The 15,732-nt window shown below is 57.1% G+C and carries 14 protein-coding genes and 3 pseudogenes; 10 read left to right on the top strand and 7 right to left on the bottom strand.

The window, feature by feature from the left end:
- The first annotated feature begins 202 nt into the window (after positions 1 to 202).
- The 5 genes and pseudogenes from FAZ95_RS36325 (at position 203) to FAZ95_RS41015 (ending at position 4,604) form a co-directional block, all read left to right on the top strand.
- On the top strand, positions 203 to 1,840 hold the full coding sequence (locus FAZ95_RS36325; protein WP_254700159.1) for a ShlB/FhaC/HecB family hemolysin secretion/activation protein: 1,638 nt from the start codon (positions 203 to 205) through the stop codon (positions 1,838 to 1,840).
- On the top strand, positions 1,791 to 2,807 hold the full coding sequence (locus FAZ95_RS36320; protein WP_437437765.1) for a peptidylprolyl isomerase: 1,017 nt from the start codon (positions 1,791 to 1,793) through the stop codon (positions 2,805 to 2,807). The genes FAZ95_RS36325 and FAZ95_RS36320 overlap by 50 nt, the downstream gene beginning before the upstream one ends.
- A gap of 18 nt (positions 2,808 to 2,825) precedes the next feature.
- Positions 2,826 to 3,287, top strand: coding sequence for a hypothetical protein (locus FAZ95_RS36315; RefSeq protein WP_254700157.1), 462 nt, complete (start codon positions 2,826 to 2,828; stop codon positions 3,285 to 3,287).
- A gap of 463 nt (positions 3,288 to 3,750) precedes the next feature.
- A pseudogene (locus tag FAZ95_RS41020) lies at positions 3,751 to 4,164 on the top strand (two-partner secretion domain-containing protein); the annotation flags it as partial.
- Positions 4,152 to 4,604 (top strand): immunity protein CdiI family protein, encoded by a 453-nt coding sequence (locus FAZ95_RS41015; RefSeq protein ID WP_496543836.1) that lies wholly within the window; start codon positions 4,152 to 4,154, stop codon positions 4,602 to 4,604. The pseudogene FAZ95_RS41020 and the gene FAZ95_RS41015, both read left to right, overlap by 13 nt.
- Before the next feature lie 14 nt (positions 4,605 to 4,618).
- Here FAZ95_RS41015 and FAZ95_RS36305 read toward each other — a convergent pair.
- Positions 4,619 to 4,900, bottom strand: a pseudogene (locus FAZ95_RS36305) (transposase); the annotation flags it as partial.
- 80 nt (positions 4,901 to 4,980) lie between these two features.
- On the opposite strand from FAZ95_RS36305, the gene FAZ95_RS36300 reads away from it, so the two are divergent.
- The 3 genes from FAZ95_RS36300 (at position 4,981) to FAZ95_RS36285 (ending at position 9,061) form a co-directional block, all read left to right on the top strand.
- Positions 4,981 to 6,654 (top strand): right-handed parallel beta-helix repeat-containing protein, encoded by a 1,674-nt coding sequence (locus tag FAZ95_RS36300; RefSeq protein ID WP_137337166.1) that lies wholly within the window; start codon positions 4,981 to 4,983, stop codon positions 6,652 to 6,654.
- 1,028 nt (positions 6,655 to 7,682) lie between these two features.
- On the top strand, positions 7,683 to 8,327 hold the full coding sequence (locus FAZ95_RS36295; protein ID WP_137337165.1) for a glutathione S-transferase family protein: 645 nt from the start codon (positions 7,683 to 7,685) through the stop codon (positions 8,325 to 8,327).
- A gap of 443 nt (positions 8,328 to 8,770) precedes the next feature.
- A complete protein-coding gene (locus FAZ95_RS36285) occupies positions 8,771 to 9,061 on the top strand; it encodes a hypothetical protein (protein WP_137337164.1) in 291 nt (96 codons plus the stop codon).
- 569 nt (positions 9,062 to 9,630) lie between these two features.
- Here FAZ95_RS36285 and FAZ95_RS36280 read toward each other — a convergent pair.
- The gene (locus FAZ95_RS36280; RefSeq protein ID WP_137337163.1) at positions 9,631 to 10,212 is read right to left on the bottom strand and encodes a DUF6037 family protein; all 582 of its coding nucleotides are present in this window, start codon (positions 10,210 to 10,212) and stop codon (positions 9,631 to 9,633) included.
- A 306-nt stretch (positions 10,213 to 10,518) separates the two neighbouring features.
- Positions 10,519 to 10,716 (bottom strand): hypothetical protein, encoded by a 198-nt coding sequence (locus tag FAZ95_RS36275; protein WP_217497456.1) that lies wholly within the window; start codon positions 10,714 to 10,716, stop codon positions 10,519 to 10,521.
- 213 nt (positions 10,717 to 10,929) lie between these two features.
- Here FAZ95_RS36275 and FAZ95_RS40775 point away from each other — a divergent pair, with 213 nt between their 5' ends.
- Both FAZ95_RS40775 and FAZ95_RS36265 read left to right on the top strand, forming a co-directional pair.
- Positions 10,930 to 11,052, top strand: coding sequence for an ESPR domain-containing protein (locus FAZ95_RS40775; protein WP_137337162.1), 123 nt, complete (start codon positions 10,930 to 10,932; stop codon positions 11,050 to 11,052).
- A gap of 3 nt (positions 11,053 to 11,055) precedes the next feature.
- The gene (locus FAZ95_RS36265; protein ID WP_137337161.1) at positions 11,056 to 12,129 is read left to right on the top strand and encodes an acyltransferase family protein; all 1,074 of its coding nucleotides are present in this window, start codon (positions 11,056 to 11,058) and stop codon (positions 12,127 to 12,129) included.
- Positions 12,130 to 12,225: 96 nt separating this feature from the next.
- Here FAZ95_RS36265 and FAZ95_RS36260 read toward each other — a convergent pair whose 3' ends face one another.
- The 4 genes and pseudogenes from FAZ95_RS36260 to FAZ95_RS36240 all read right to left on the bottom strand — a co-directional run bounded on the left by FAZ95_RS36260 (position 12,226) and on the right by FAZ95_RS36240 (position 15,565).
- On the bottom strand, positions 12,226 to 13,026 hold the full coding sequence (locus tag FAZ95_RS36260; RefSeq protein ID WP_175425851.1) for a Rid family hydrolase: 801 nt from the start codon (positions 13,024 to 13,026) through the stop codon (positions 12,226 to 12,228).
- A gap of 240 nt (positions 13,027 to 13,266) precedes the next feature.
- A pseudogene (gene tnpC, locus FAZ95_RS36250) lies at positions 13,267 to 14,781 on the bottom strand (IS66 family transposase).
- 65 nt (positions 14,782 to 14,846) lie between these two features.
- Positions 14,847 to 15,182: an IS66 family insertion sequence element accessory protein TnpB gene (gene tnpB / locus FAZ95_RS36245; protein ID WP_175425850.1), complete on the bottom strand. Its 336-nt coding sequence runs from the start codon at positions 15,180 to 15,182 to the stop codon at positions 14,847 to 14,849.
- Complete coding sequence (locus tag FAZ95_RS36240) at positions 15,179 to 15,565, bottom strand: transposase (RefSeq protein ID WP_254700156.1); 387 nt, start codon at positions 15,563 to 15,565, stop codon at positions 15,179 to 15,181. The genes tnpB and FAZ95_RS36240 overlap by 4 nt, the downstream gene beginning before the upstream one ends.
- Positions 15,566 to 15,732: the final 167 nt, after the last annotated feature.

The following is a 15,732-nucleotide window of genomic DNA, read 5'->3' as shown; positions in this document are numbered from 1 at the left end:
GCATGTCAGATACACGCAATACTTGCGCAAACGGGACGCGTTCATACATGGTTCTGATGAGTCGGGTCATATCGACAATGCTTCTCCTGGTTGCCGTGGCTCTCCTGGTCACGCTGGTGATTGTGCTCAAGACGGCACCGCCGCCTGCCGTGAAGACTGCTGCACCTGTTCGCGCAACGCGTCTCGCGAGCCAGGAGTAGCCATGCGCGTTTCACTGAGGCAGTGGCTGGGCCTCCTCCTGGTCGTCGCGATACTGCATGCGCCGGCATTCGCCCAGACGCCGCCGGCGCCACCGCCTCCCGCTGCACGACCCCTGCAGGACCCGGCGCAGCAACTCATCGACCAGCAGAAGCAGCAGGCGCAGCAACGGCAACTGAGCCAGCCGCCGGCGGCTATCACGGTACCTCCATCGAACCCGGCAATGACGCTCGATATTCCGCCCGATACGCCGGTCGAGCAAATTGTCAAGACGGGATCGACATTCCCGGTGCGCACCATTGTACTGGCCGACCCGAACGGTCAGCCGCTCGACCACAGCAGCCCGGTGCCGGTGTCGAAGCTCGACGCCATCACCGCGCCCTTTGTTGGCCATCCCCTGGGCTCGCACCGCATCAACGTGCTCCTGAAAAGACTCACCGACGCGTTCGTGTCGGCGGGCTATGTCACGACGCGTGCCTTGCTGGGGCCCCAGAACCTCGAATCGGGAACCCTGACTATCACGGTCCAGTTCGGCCGCATCGAGAACTTCATGGTCAACGGCAAACCAATTCACCGGCTCGCCGCCGGCGAAGCCTCGACGGGCGGGGGGCTCCTGACCGACGCCGGCTACGAGAACGCGTTTCCCGGTGCGCACGGCGAGCCGCTCGCTCTCTCCGACCTGGACCAGGGTGTGGCCCAGATTAACCGTTTGCGCCGAAATCAAGCCTCCGTGCAGATTCTGCCGGGCCAGACGGTCGGCGATTCGGTCGTGGCCATCAGCAATGCGCCCGGCGACCGGCTGTACTACAACTTGGGCACCGACAACTATGGCAGCTCGGCCACGGGCGTCACGCGCTATCGGGCGGGCGTCGAAGCGGACAACCTGATGGGCTTGCAGGAAGCTATCAGCCTGAATTTCATCGATAGCCTCGAGAGCAATGCGCTGGTGGGCTCGATTGCCGTGCCGTACGGCCGCAGCACGTTCAGCTACACGTTGTCGGATTCGGAATACCAGGAAGTCATCGGTACCACGGTGCTCGAATACGGCCGCACACTCAGCCACATCTTGGGCTGGAACTATCAGCTAAGCCGCACGCCGGCGGACCTCACCAGTCTCGATGCGACGCTTTCCTGGCACCGCACCGACCGCGACGCCAACGACATCGACCCGAATCCCGAGCACATCGCGGTGTTGCGCATCGGCGGCAATTGGCTGCACAAGTTCGTGCTGAACGACGCGCCAGGCAATGTGACGTTCGATGCGGGCGTCTCTCAAGGCCTACCGTGGCTCGAAGCAGACCACGATGCGCCGGGCACGACCCGAGACGATGCACACAGCCAGTTCACCAAAGTGGACGCGACGGCGAGCTTCACGGTGCCGCTGCCCAAGCTCGGGCCGGCAGCGCTCGCATATCGCGGCGTGCTCGGTGGCCAATACACGAACGTAGCGCTGTACGGCACGGAGCAGCTGTTCCTGGGTGGCATGGATACCGTACGGGGCTTTCGCTCGGGTGTGCTGGCGGGCGACCGGGGCGTGTATTCGCGCAACGAGCTTGCGTGGGTCAATGCGCTGGCTTGCGCGCGCAGTGGCAATGGCACAAGCAACTGTTGTCGACCGAAGCCACAGTTGGCCGGGAGCTGACGCAACCTGCAGCACTGGGCCCTCGGGCCACCCTCGTGCTCGCTACCTTGAACTGGAATTACTGACAGGAGTATTTATGTTGCGCAACTCGACCTTTATCCGTGCGCTGTGCGTGAGCGCCTTTGCCTCGGTTGTGCTCGCCACGCTCGTCCCCCATATCGTCCATGCCGCCGGCGATAGTGCGTCTGGCCCAGTGGTGGCGTTGCCTTCCGGCGTGGTCGCTATCGTCAACGGCGTCGCAATTCCTCAAGCGCAGCTCGATGCGGCGGTGCAGGCTAGTCACCAATCCGACACCCCACAGCTTCGCCAGAATCTCAAGCAGCAGCTTATTGTGCGCGAACTGTTCCGCCAGAACGCGGAGAAGGGGCAATACGGCACAAAGCCGGAAGTCCAAGAGGCGATGAACGCGGCGAAGGTCAATGCCGAAACGCAGCTGTACTTGAAGGACAGCATTCACCCCGCGCAGGTGACAGACGCCCAGGTGAAGGCGCGCTATGACGAAATTGTCGCGTCGCTGGGCAAGGAAGAATACAAGCCGCGCATCATCGTCGTGCCGGATGAGGCGACCGCGAACACTGTGCTTGCCGCATTAAAGTCTGGCACGGCCTTCGATGCGCTTGCGCGCCAGTACAGCACCGCGCCGAGCAAAGCAAGCGGCGGCGAACTGCCGTGGGTGAGTTTCAAGACGCCGATGACGGAGGGCAAGACGCAAGGCTTGCCACTCGCAGTAGCGCAGGCGATTACACAATTACCGGTGGGTGGCGTGTTGCCGCAATCGATCGCGCTCGGCAGCGACACGAACGGCCCACGCGCGATCGTGAAGGTCGATGCGAAACGGCCGACGCAGGTCCCGCCATTCGATCAGGCGCAAGGCACAATTCGCCAACAGTTGCAGGCGCTAGCGCTCGAGAAGGCAGCGGCACAGTTTTCAGCCGACCTGCTTAAGGGCGCGACGATTCAACAATGAACGAGGTGTCGAATTGGCATGGCGAAAAAAGGCCCATCGCGCCCGCGGCGCACGAAGGAAATGCTCCTGCCTTTGCAGGCGGGCGTCGTGCGAGACATCTCGCTCGAAAATCACCTGGCGCTCGCCACGATGCGTAGCGGACATGGCACATCCGATGCAATGGCCGCACTGCTGCGGGCTCTCTACATGACGTTCTATCTGCTCGAAGGGAATCATTCGGAAACCGAACTGGCATTGTTTCTGGAGGTGGAGACGGCGCTGGACGCGAGCATACGGGCTGCTGCGGGCGAGGGGCGTGACTGGCGTCTGGCGGAGGAGCAGTTGCCGTTGATTGAACACGTGCTGCAGCGCTGCGATGAGGTTGTGGGCAGCGTGCCGAAGTACTGCTATGTCGACGCATTGGACAAGCTGAGCCGGTTTGTTCACTCTGCGCAGCAGTCACCGTTGCCAGGCAGTCGACTGGGGGAGATGTGGTCATGAGAGATGGTATCGGGCCGTTCTCGAGATCCGATGCAACCGCATCAATAAGGCATGTTCGCGGTATGAGTTGTTGACGACAGCGCACCGCGCCGGAAAGGAGGTGAATGGCAGATCCGGTTCATGCTTTCGGCTCGAAGCCGGCAGCCGGGCCTGCGACGGTCGTAGAGCTTGGGGCAACTGCACAGGCGTGTCGTCTCCGGTGCCCGCTTCGCTGCGTCACAAAAGTTGACAGCACGGTTTCGATCCGGTCCATAGAATCGCTCCTTCATGAGGACTGCGCCTGCACCCGGCAGACGCAGGGAACAACAACGGGTACGGGGTTAGATGAGGAACCGGCTGGATTCAAAGTTGACCAGGTGCCTGGCACAACGAAGCGTTGCTGCCATCGACGGACGGTGCTTCGTACCGGTCTGCCGATGCACGCCGGTCGTCAGACCCTTGTGGTTTCGCGTGACGGCCGCTCATGACGGGGGTGATGTATTTCGCACCTGCAGTGCTGCTGGTCGATCAGACCGCGCACGCCGCGCCCATTGTCGATCCGCGCGACTCGGTCCCGTTCCAGCCGACCATCACGCAAACCAGCACCGGGGTTGCAGCGGTCAATATTGCCATGCCGAACGCTAACGGGACCAGTACGAACCAGTACAGCGAGTTCAACGTGGATGGTTCAGGCCTTGTGCTGAACAACAGCCTAGTTTCAGGCACACCGCTGCGGGGCGGCACACTCGGCGCGAACCCGAATCTCAAGGGCCGCACGGCCACCATGATTCTCAACCAGGTTACCTCGACTGCACCCTCGACGCCCGCGGGTCCGCTCGAGGTGTTCGGGTCACCAGCTTTCGTAATCATCAGCAATCCGAATGGATCCGCTGTCAATGGGCTTTCGCTTACGAACGCACCGAACCTGGTGCTCACGATGGGCGCGCCGCAGTTCATCACCGGCCCGGGTGGCACGCCGGCCAGCTTTGCGAACGCGGGCGCGCTCGCGTACCAGGTCTCGTCGGGCGCTGCGGGCACGACCTACAAACGTTTTCCGACGACTATCCGCCGGGTTCGGGGTTCAAGTCTGAAGAAGACCGAAATCGACATAACGAGCGGGGAGCACGGCTTGCCGCTCGTCTCCAGCAGGAGCTAGGGGCTGACGCGCGGATTGATTTCATACCGTTCAAGCGGGCTCGCCCCGGGGAAATCCTGGCATACCAGGGGTTCGCGCGTTTGGTGAAGAATTGTTGCCACAGAGCACTTCAACAATACCGATACGGGTCATTGGGAGGAAGACATGGTGCGGATGCAGGGGTCTTTCGTCTCGGTGGATGAGGGCGCGGCCCGTGATGTTCACGCAACCGGCGAGGCATTGCCAGATGCAGTTGTTCCCACACACCTGCGGCCTGCCAATCCCGTAGTCGTCGCCAGCATGTTATGCCGCTGCCGAAACCAAGCTCCTGCGGCAGGTCTTCCCATGCAATGCCCGTTTGCAGGACATACAGGATCCCGTTCAATACTGCGCGGTCGTCGATTGTGCGCCGACGACCGCCTTTGGGTGAAGGCGTAAATGCCGGAATCAACGGCGCCAGCGTCGCCCACAGGTCGTTGCTGATTTTTCGTCTTGCCATGCCCCCAGGTTATGGGGCCCATGGCTTGATGTCCACGTTGTGTTAGCCACTCTTAGCCGGAGTTACCAAAGGAGCATAATATGCTGCGCCCAATATATAGATTTTCACAAGCTCTCCTTGTTTTATTCATAATTTTTATAACGCAAACGAGCGGGCTTGCTGCTCAAACAGTTAATTTCTCGTTTAATGCAGTGCCGTCGACAGTAGGCGATGTTCAGCCCACTAGAATTTCCGGAGTGATTGCGACATCATTTCCACTGAAAGACGGTAATGCAGTCGTGCAAATTCGCGATGCCAGTGGGAAGATTGTTTTTGAAAAAGATATTTCAAGCTTGAACTTCCAATCAGGTGCGAAGGTGCCTATTTCTTTCAGGTATACGCCTGTATCTAGTGGGATATTTAGTATTTCTGCAGGCCTTTTCAGTTCGGATTGGTCAACGACTTATCAATGGACGGATAAGTTGGCATCCTTGGTGGTGTCATCCTCGACAGCCACAACCACTTATTACGTTTCACCAACTGGATCCGATGGAAATCCAGGAACGTTAAGTGCACCTTTTCAAACAATTGGACATGCTGTCGCTCTTGCCAAACCAGGTACCGATATTATCGTGCGCGCCGGCACCTACTATGAGGCGGTCCGTATACGTTCCAGCGGCACGGCCAGTGCCCCAATTCGTCTATATGCCGATAGCGGTGAGAAGGTCATCGTCGATGGATCAAAAAATTCGACTAATACCGACAATATTGAAGTGGATGGTGCCTATGTTGTCGTAAATGGATTGAATGTACAAGGTGCGACTAAATCTGGAATTATTGCCTACAACACCCACCATGTGACGATCAGCAATAATATCGTGCACGGTTCGTACGGCGACGGCATTGTATCAACCAATTGGATAAATATCGGAAATTCGCACGACAACATAATTGCGGGAAATACTGTTTACAATAATGTTTTGCAAAATCAGTCGCGTACCAGTTCTACTTGGGGGCAGGGAATTTCGGTTTCATGGGATAACAATTCGGTCATTGAAGAGAATGCATCCTATAATAACTATGGTGAAGGAATTGGCACCTTTCTCTCGGTGGGCGTGGCAATTTTGAATAATACCGTTTACGATAACTTCAGTGTAGAAATATATTTGGATAATGCTAGCAATGCGACGGTCAATGCCAATTCAATCTACAATACCGGCAATTCAGGATTTTTTAGAAATGGATCTCAGGCTTCATCAATCCAGCTGGCGCGAGAAACATATTCCCAGTCCGAGCCATTGTCAAACCTGAAAATAACTAACAATGTTGCAATTAACGGGTCATTTGGATTGTTCTATGGAAACTACGGAAGCGGTGGTGGAATTCAAAGCAGTGTAATTGCCAACAATACATTTGCAAGTGCAAATGTAAATGAAATATATATCGATCCCTCCTCGGGTCATAGCGGTAATACATATGCCAATAACATTGTTTATGAGGCCCCGGTGGACAATAGAACGCTTGTTGCCGGAAGCAATAGTGGCGCCACTTTCTTGCACAACAACTGGTTTGGTGGCAGCGCAGGGGCTTTTTCCGGGGTAGGTGATGTCGTCGCCGATCCGCAATTCGTCAATGCTGGCGCGCTTGCTGCAACGGATTACGTCCTGCAGTCAACCTCTCTGTGTAAACAGGCAGGTGTGTCGTTGAGCCAAGTGGCGACGGATTATTTTGGCCAATCCAGGGTTGTTCCGCCGACCATCGGTGCATTCAACTAGGTTGTCCGAGACCTGCGGGCGATGACACAGTGGGCACCGCCCATGGGTTGAGGCGAGCGATGCCTATTTGCGCGCGTGTCAGCGCTTCTAGACGATCAACCTGCTCCAGCTCAAGTCGGGACAGTGATGCACCCGGCCAGCGTGGATAGTACGAAGCCGCTTGCACCGATAGATGCACGAGCCGCTAAGGATAGTGGACGATCAAAAACAACTACGTACTCTTTGTTTCTCCCGAATTCTTTGACCATCGTTGGCAACGGTGGTTGATGATTACTGGTTGATCACGGTGCGCCGGGGCGGCTGGAGTCGCTCGTACCAGCAGAAGCAGACTGGCGACTGGGCAAGGAAATTCGAAAGGGACCTTCTGAGTAGCTTCCTTGTTTTAAATGGGCAAGCGGAGGCTGTTTGAGCCGCCTCGGAACGTATTTCAGTGTGATCTTCGATGAGATTCAATAAAAGAACGAGTGCGGAAGAAGTGGGACATCCTGCGAACGACCGTGATGAAAGACAGCGGATGATCGAACGACTAACTGCGGAAAGTGTATCAGCCATGGCGATGATGGCCGAATACGGTCTGGTGCCCCCCAGGCGTCGCCGCCCGGTCAAGAGCGCTTCGATGGGAAAGCACCTCCGCCATAGTCCAACGCTACTTGCGCCACACCTCCAGAGGACGCGGACCAGGGGGCCTGCAGGTAACTAATCTTATTCAGTAAATTCGATGAAGTGGTCGCTGCGATAAAGCGGTTTTGCATTCTTCATCGCGCGATCTTAGGCGTCGAGGTCCTCGTGATTCCGCAACACCTTTAATTGGCCAGTGGTTACCAACCGCAAAATGCGATTTGAAGGGCATCCACGTTTCGCACTTTTCAACCGCGAAATACGGATACCCAAAATATCAAAGATTGTCAGGTGATACGAAATGGCAAGCGATGTAGTCGATCATGCGATACGGTGCGGTGATGTCCATCCGCGCCGTATTCCCATCAAAGCATTATCCAGGATTTTAATTTAATAAGGAATTCTTAACTATGAATCTGACTCTACATTACGCGGTGCCATCCACCTATTCGCAAAAGACTCTGCTGGCCTTTTTTGAGAAGGGCGTGCCTTTTACGCCGAAGCCAGTCAATCTGTCTGATCCGGAACAGTCAGCCTCCTATCGCAAGTTGTATCCGTTGGGCAAGATTCCGCTACTCACGGGCGATGATCTGTTCATTCCGGAGTCGACGATCATCATCGAGTTCCTCGAAAACGAATTCCCAACGTCGGGTACCAAGCTGATTCCCGAGGATCCGACCGCCGCGCGGCGCGTCCGTTTCAAGGATCGTATGCATGATTTGTATCTCAATGAGCCCATTGCCACGATTTTCTTCGACTCGCTGAAACCGGCAGATAAGCGTAATCCGGAAGCGGTTGCCAAGGCCCACGCGACGCTTGATGTGATGTACAACTTCATGAACGAATTTTATGGCACGCATCCTGACGCGGGTGCCGGCGAATTCAATATGTCCGACTGCGCCGCATTTGCCCCGCTGTTTTATGCGCAGAAATTGCATCCGTTTGCCGATCGCGAGTATGTCAGCGCCTATTTCGGTCGATTGATGGAACGGCCGAGCGTGCAGCGCCTGCTGGGCGAGTTGCTGCCAGCCCTCCAGAAATTCGAACAAAAGTAATTGGTACGTTGTCGAACCTGCTCGGGCCGCAAGGATGTTTGTCCTGCGGCCTATTTTGTTTGCTAGTGGGGGCTGGTTGTGGCGGTCTGCGAATCGCGGAATATCTGGTTCAACAGTCATCGGCGCGTTATTATCGTTCGAGCCTTCGCCTTTCTGGTGATTAGGGTGATACTGTATTTTCTCCCGAGGCCCAACTTTCGAACTGGTGCGCTGTTATGCCTAGGGGCGCTCTACGGGTTGCTCTTGTGTCCCGCCTTGCTCCGGTTTACCCGTCCGCGCCGCATTGTTTCCGAGCACATGAGTTGGCGCAGTCCACCGAGTCATCCGCACCTCCGGGCTTCATTCAAGCAGCACGTCCGGGAACTGACGCGTCGAGGCGGCCGCAGCGTACATGAGATAGTGGCGCAGCCGCGGTCCAACCTGCTGGGCTGGATGGGATCCTGTTGGCGCAGACGCCGGGCGTGATGCGGGAACTGGACCAATGGCTTTGCCATCGCCTGCGCACGATTCAGCTGAAGAACTGGGAGCGGCGCACGACCATGTACCGTGACCAGTGTTGTGCGCGGTTGGATGATCCTACCAAGAGGCGCGCGGGCGCAGTGATGGGAATGGACGCTGCGCTTTCGACGCTCAAGCGCGAATGCGCCGAACAGGGGCTCGATTTCGACTTGCCTGATTGGGCGGGCGCGGCGGCGGAGTCGATTGCGAGCCCGCCCGAAGCACCAACGCCTTAGTGAGAAAATCGCACTATCGTCGGGTGCTGTATATCGGTTTGAAATTAACCCGGTCGCGCGAGAATTGATGAATCAGCCAAACCAGATTGACGAACACCAACGCACCGACAATCCAGCCGTCCCAAGGCAGAGAATTGGGCAGGATTTTGCGCGCTTCATAGCCCAAGAATGCAGCAGGAAAGAGACATCCCCCCAACCATAGCGGCTCTGGACCATATGTCACTGCTGCGAGACAACCTGTGCAAACACTCAGGCCACACGGCATATTTGCATGGCAGTGAGGACAGACAAGGCCGCTCATGTTTTTTCGAGGCAAATCAATTGGCAACCAGAAAGACGAAAGCCTCTTCACTCCGGGGAGAGACCGAGGCTTTCTAGGTTGCAGCACCCCTAGCGTTCCCATCTACGCATTGCAGCAACTTGAAGGCAAGTCTAGCTGGCTCTGAGAAAAGATTTTTGAACATCTGTCAAAGCGCTTGACTTCGATTCGAAGGCGCCTCCAGCTGTCGGCGCGGCAACGGTGGCGTCCATTGCGAGTCCACGTGAGACACCGCAACCGCAGTCAGCATTCATACAGTCGGCCAGCTGAACGGCCATGCATCATCGGACCTATCCGTCCATCTGCTGCTGATATGGTTGCGAAGGCATAGCTCATAGACTGCCTGCCCGCAGAGACGCCGGGTTTTCTCCAAATTGGCTTTAGTCGGCGACGACTGCTTTCCGTCATGCTGCATCCAACCAACGAAGTAAATCTTTTCTGATTCTTCTACATCGCGCCGGTTCGCTGCGATGTCGGTGATCGTCGGCTCGTTCGCCTTGGACGTTGTTGTTGGAATCACCGCGCGAAACGCTTCGAAGAAGATGTTGGTGCTAAACGGATTATCCGGATTGGGCTGGAGGCCAAGCGCGTCCATCAGCGGCGTGTATTGGTCTCGAAGATAGGTGGCAATAGTGAAGTGCCAGGGCACTTTCACGACAATAAACAGGTTGTGCTCTCGGCATCCCAAAAGCAGCTCGTGCGGAAACGCTTCCGCGAGATAGATAACGTTGAATGTCAGCTGGCGAAAGCGGAATTCAAACTGCGTTTTCGTCATCCCTTGCGACTGCATGTTCCGATAGAGCCTTTCCAGCGGTGCCAACCTGATTCCCATAGTTGCCCCTTTTCGGTTCGGGCGGTGAGCGATGAACGCCTGGTTTCGTTGCGAAAAAGCATCGACATGTGGCGCGCGACCGGGCCCAAAAAAGACGAAAGCCTCTTCACTCCGGGGAGAGATCGAGGCTTTCTGGGTTGCTGCACTTCAGTCGCGCGCCGTTCGTTGACAGCAACTTGCTTGCAAGTCTAGCTGACCCTGGGGAAAAATTTTCGAAAGATTGTCACGGCGTTGTCCTCTTGACAGGGCAATTGCATGAAACGTTAAGTGTCATTTAACGAATCACAAGGGGGCTGTGGTTGAGGGCTAAGGGTCTTGCCAGCCAAGGAGTTGAGCGAAATAGCGATCATTCATGCATGCCTTGAGGCGACGGATTTTCAGCCCCACCTTTGCTTTGCGATCCTGTCGTAGCAGGTTCATCGTCATGCGCCGCAGGATGGCGAAGTTCTGCGCCGCGTTGTTCACCCGGTCTTCGCTGAAGGCCACGTCCAGTACGCAGTGCATCGAATTTCTGATGGCCCGGTGGGAGCGCACGGCATGTGCGATGCACCGCGTGTCAGCGGGCAGGCCCGACATTTCGATAGACAGCCCTAAAAGCCCCTGAAAGAGGGTGATTTGGAATGAAAAACAACGTCAAAACTTCAAGAACGTTGACAAACGCATGTGATTGATTCTGCGAACCTCTCAGCATTTATCTGCTTCAGGTTCGCCAGAATAATGAATAAGAATACCTACAGGCTGGTATTCAGCCGGCTCCGGGGTATGCTGATCGCGGTTGAGGAAACCGCCGCAGGACATGGCAAGGGCACCACGTCATGCCCGTTACGAAGTGAAATTTGAACAATGCATAAGCATCTCGAGAGACTCACCCCGCTCAGGTTCGTCGCCGCTCTATTTGTGGTGCTATTCCACTTCGGCAGAGGCGTCCCACCCTTCAACTTCCCCGTAATTAACGGGGTTGTGCTTAACGGCAACAACGCCGTCTCGTTCTTCTACTGCCTCTCCGGCTTCATCATGGCGACGGTATATGCAGGCAGCGATGTATCGGCCCGCTCATATTGGATCGCACGATTCGCGCGGATCTATCCGGTGTATCTGGTTTGCCTGCTCGCCACGTATTACCTGCTTGGCGGGACACTCACGGATCTCGCACTGACTTCCGCCCTGATCCAGACTTGGATTCCCGGATCCGCATTGGCGATTAACACCCCCGGCTGGTCGCTTTCAGTCGAGGTGTTTTTCTATGTCCTTTTCCCATTTCTTTCCACGCACGTTCTCAGCGTCAGCCGCAAGACGCTGGTCGACTATACCGCCGCCCTTTGGATCTGCACTCAGGTCATCACCTTTGTAGCGCGCACGTACTTCTACGGCGGATACCCGTCCATCTCTCACGACCTGATATTTTATTTCCCCCTGATGCACCTGAACGAATTCATGATCGGCATCGTCACAGCGGTGCTTTTCATGGACAGAGCGCGACGAGGAAGCTCACAGATGTTCGCAAGCGGGATAATCGCGCTCCTCGCGGGGATCGGCCTGACGACCCTCGTCGGCGGAATTGCGGAGCGCTTCCCGTTGTGGGTCGCTCCTTCCAATGGGCTTATGGCCCCTGAGTTCGCCGGCATTATCTGGCTGGTTGCATCTCTTCCGAATGGCATCGGTCGCGCGCTGGAAAGCCGCGCGCTGATACTGCTAGGCGAATCCAGCTACGCCCTCTATCTGATGCAGGAACCACTGCATATCTTCTTCGACAGACACCTGGTTCCGATCATGCCGGACGCAAGCGCAACCGCGAAGCTGTTCGCATTCATCGCTCTACTTGTGGCCTGCTCGATTGCTATCTACGTGATCTTCGAGAAGCCGATGCGATCGCTGATCAAGGGTTTATTCCGAGATCGGACCGCGATCGCATCATAAGCGGACGTCCTCGGCTACATTGACCGTGTTGAGGGGCTGCTTGAGAGCTCCAGCAGCATCAGCGTCGGCGACCGAAACACCGTTGGCAAGAGGCTTTCATGCTATCGCGATAGCATCAATTTCGATCATGAATTTCGATCCATACAGTCGAGAAACCTCGATTAGGGTAACTGCAGGTTCCGCCGCAGGGGTCACGCTCTGAAAGAAAGCGTTGCGGGCAATTCTGTAAGGGTCGAGATTGCCCATATCGCGAAGGAACACTGTCATTTTGGCAATGTTGCTTGCATCACATCCAATGGCCCTTAACGCTGCATCCAGATTTCGAAATACCTGAGAGACTTGAGCGGAGAAATTGTCTTCCCCGACAATCTCGCCCTCGCGATTGATCGCGGTCTGACCCGAAACGAAGATGATACGGGTGCCTGTAGCCTCCACCGCCTGAGCGTATCCCGCTGTACCCGCCAGTTCGGCGGGCTTGAGTGAAGTGAGTTTGAACTGTGCTGCATCTGTCATGGTGTCGCTCCAGAAAATACGAGCCAAGGGGGTGTCGCACCAACAACTGGTTGCGGGTTTAGAGGGGATTTCAATCTGGATCGAGCCGGACGGTATGTCGGTCGCGGTCGGCACTTCAATCGCCATCGGTGGCTGAACGGAAGGCGGAGAGGATTCGTTGACGACAACCGGCAGCATTGCCCCCGGATTCACATCATCCGTCAATAGCCCTTGTGCATAGAGGCGGCGCCATGCCCAGACCTGATTGGCATTGATGTTGTTCTCGCGAGCAACACGGGCGACCGACGCGCCGGGCTCGAAGGTCAAGGCGACGATGGTCCGCTTCCATTCCGTTGGATGTCGGCGAGTTTGCCGTTTCGGCGGGATCTCGACTGTCTGAGTCACTCTGTCCACAACTCCTATCGTGGACACGACCGGTCATCCGTGTCCTTCGCGGGTCATCATGGCATTCGTCAACGAGCGTTCGTTGACGGTACTGGCCTCACGCTTACCATGCACGACGACATGCGGCCAATTAAAACTTAGGAATCTACTAGATCGTACCAAGTGGAGAGCGCCAGTTAGTCATTTTCATCGCATATCTAATAGTTTGTAAGCGCCCGGTGAAGGCACTGCGGAGGTTTGTCAGGCGGCAGTCGAAGCCCAGCGATGCGGCAGCAACTGGTCGATGTCATCGGCTCGATGGGTGGGTAACCGTGTGAGAACGTCTTTCAGGTAGACGTACGGATCGTGGCCGTTGAGCTACGCCGAGCGGATCAGACTCATGATCGCGGCGGCACGTTGGCCGGCGCGCAATGAGCCCGCGAACAACCAGTTCGACCTCCCGAGAGCCCACGGGCGGATCTGGTTTTCCAGCCAGTTGTTATCGATGGGCACGTCCCCATCGAGCAGGTAGCGCGTGAGCGCCTCCCATCGCTTAAGGCTGTAGTCGAGCGCTTTGGCGATCGCCGATCCCTCGGAAACGAGCTTGCGCTGGCCGACCATCCAGGCGTGCAGTGCGTCGGCAACGGGTTTGGCTCGCTGCTGACGAACGACACCTCTTTGATCGTTCTTCAGGTCAGCGACGTCGCGCTCGACATCGTAGAGCGCGCCGAAGTATTTCAAAGCCTGTTCCGCGACCTGGCTCTTGTGGTTGGCGTGCAACTCGAAGAACTTTCTTCTGGCATGAGCGGCACAGCCGATTTCAGTCATGCCCAGCTCGAATCCGGCTTTATAGGCGCTGTAGTCGTCGCACACCAGCTTGCCGCGCCATTTGCCCAGGAACGCACGGGCATGTTCGCCGGCACGGCTATCTGCGAAGTCATACACCACAGCTTTCACATCGGCAAACTGCGTGGTGCTGTACGCCCACAGGTAAGCTCGGTGTGTCTTCCCCTTGCCGGGCGCCAGCATCTGCACCGGTGTCTCGTCGGCATGCACCACCTCGTGGCGCAGGAGTTCCTGGCGAAGCGCATCGACCAGAGGTTGCAGCCGCACCCCGCATACGCCCACCCAGGCGCCCAGCGTCGATTGCGGGATGGCCAGGCCCGCGCGCCCGAAGACGCGTTCTTGCCGGTACAAGGGCAGATGATCGCCGTACTTGGCAACCAGCACCTGCGCGAGTAGCCCGGTGGTCGGGATACCCTTGTCGATCACGTGAGGCGGAACCGGTGCCTGGATGAGTGTTTCGCACGCCTTGCAAGCCCACTTACCGCGGATATGCCGCTCGACCGTGAACACGCCCGGCGTATAGTCCAGCTTCTCGCTGATGTCCTCGCCCACACGCACGCGCTGGCAACCGCAGGCGCAGCAGCTCAGGTCCGTCGGTTCGTGATGGAAGTCGGTGCGCGGCAATTGCGGTGGCAACGGCGCACGCTTGGGCTGCTGGCCTTGTCCGCCCGGCGAGGTGTCCGGCTGCAGTTGCTCGAGTTCGGTTTCGAGTGCGGCCAGGTCCGCGTCGAGCGCTTCGTCGAGCAGGCTCATCTGTTCGGTATCGAACTGCAGGCGCTTGAGTACGGACAGTTCGTGCGTGAGCTGGTCGATGCGCGTCTGGCGATAGTGCAGCTCTCGCTCCGTCTCGCCGATCTGGGTCATCAACTGAGCGGCCAGTGCGCGCAGTTGCTCCGGGCTGAGGGCGTCGAGGTCGGCGGGCAGGTTCATGCGCTCCAGTCTGCCAGAGCCGGTATCGCCACGGAAGCAAAACGGTTTACGGCGCCGGCGACCCTTTACACCACGCAGATCGCGTGATCGTGCGTCAGCGTCTGCCACGGCAGTCCCGTCACGAGCGCTCTTAACTGCTGGGGATTCAACGCGACGGCGATTGCCTCGTGGCCGTTCGTCCATACGAACCGGCCCTTGTTCAGGCGACGCGCGGCCAGCCAGATTCCAAACCCGTCGTAGACGAGCACCTTCATGCGCGTCGAATGCTTGTTGGCGAACAGATAGGCATGGTGAGGGCGCGCTGCGCCGAACACCTTCACCACACGCGCCAGAATCGTATCGGTACCTGCACGCATATCCAGCGGTTCGGTCGCTAGCCAGATCGCGTCGATGCGGATCACCGCAGCCATCCTTGCAACCACACCGCACAGTCGCTCGCCGCCGACAACGGCCAGCGTACTGTCACCGTCGCTGCTCCTCGACGTACCTCGATCTGGATCTCTGTCGCGTTAGATGCAGCCCCGGGCGCTTCCAGCTGCAACGGCACAAACTCTGCCGATGGCACGCTCATCGACTTGCGGGCAACCTCGGCCGCATCCAGCTCTTCCTGCGCAGCCACCCAGCTTCGCAGCATGTTGGCATTCAAGCGATAGTGCAATGCCACCGCCGCGATCGACACGTTAGGCTGCATCGCCGCCCGGATGACCTGTGCCTTGAACTCCTTGCTATGCCGCCGACGTCGCGTTGGTTGCACAACCTCCTGCGTCACCTCGGTTTCATCCATCGTGTACATCTGTCCATTAAAAATTTAGATGGACACGATCCTCGCCTTCGCGCCTTACGCAATCAAGATGACCTCCCCGGGTGTTTACATTTAAAAACAGTACGAGTCTGCCTGACAAATGTTTGCAATTGCGCACCTCAGACCGCGCTAGGATTTATCCATGGAAG

The sequence above is a fragment of the Trinickia violacea genome, assembly GCF_005280735.1.
GTDB lineage: Bacteria > Pseudomonadota > Gammaproteobacteria > Burkholderiales > Burkholderiaceae > Trinickia_A > Trinickia_A violacea.
The sequence above is the reverse complement of the archived record's forward strand: the minus strand, read 5'-3'. Positions and strand labels throughout refer to the sequence as shown.

Bases quoted from the DNA above. Each gene is read 5' to 3' on its own strand.
- FAZ95_RS36320 (WP_437437765.1), top strand. From the start codon at position 1,791: ATGGCACAAGCAACTGTTGTCGACCGAAGCCACAGTTGGCCGGGAGCT.
- FAZ95_RS36315 (WP_254700157.1), top strand. From the start codon at position 2,826: ATGGCGAAAAAAGGCCCATCGCGCCCGCGGCGCACGAAGGAAATGCTC.
- FAZ95_RS36240 (WP_254700156.1), bottom strand. From the start codon at position 15,565: ATGGATGAAACCGAGGTGACGCAGGAGGTTGTGCAACCAACGCGACGT.
- FAZ95_RS36325 (WP_254700159.1), top strand. From the start codon at position 203: ATGCGCGTTTCACTGAGGCAGTGGCTGGGCCTCCTCCTGGTCGTCGCG.
- FAZ95_RS36300 (WP_137337166.1), top strand. From the start codon at position 4,981: ATGCTGCGCCCAATATATAGATTTTCACAAGCTCTCCTTGTTTTATTC.
- FAZ95_RS36275 (WP_217497456.1), bottom strand. From the start codon at position 10,716: ATGCACTGCGTACTGGACGTGGCCTTCAGCGAAGACCGGGTGAACAAC.
- FAZ95_RS40775 (WP_137337162.1), top strand. From the start codon at position 10,930: ATGAATAAGAATACCTACAGGCTGGTATTCAGCCGGCTCCGGGGTATG.
- FAZ95_RS36265 (WP_137337161.1), top strand. From the start codon at position 11,056: ATGCATAAGCATCTCGAGAGACTCACCCCGCTCAGGTTCGTCGCCGCT.
- FAZ95_RS36280 (WP_137337163.1), bottom strand. From the start codon at position 10,212: ATGGGAATCAGGTTGGCACCGCTGGAAAGGCTCTATCGGAACATGCAG.
- FAZ95_RS36295 (WP_137337165.1), top strand. From the start codon at position 7,683: ATGAATCTGACTCTACATTACGCGGTGCCATCCACCTATTCGCAAAAG.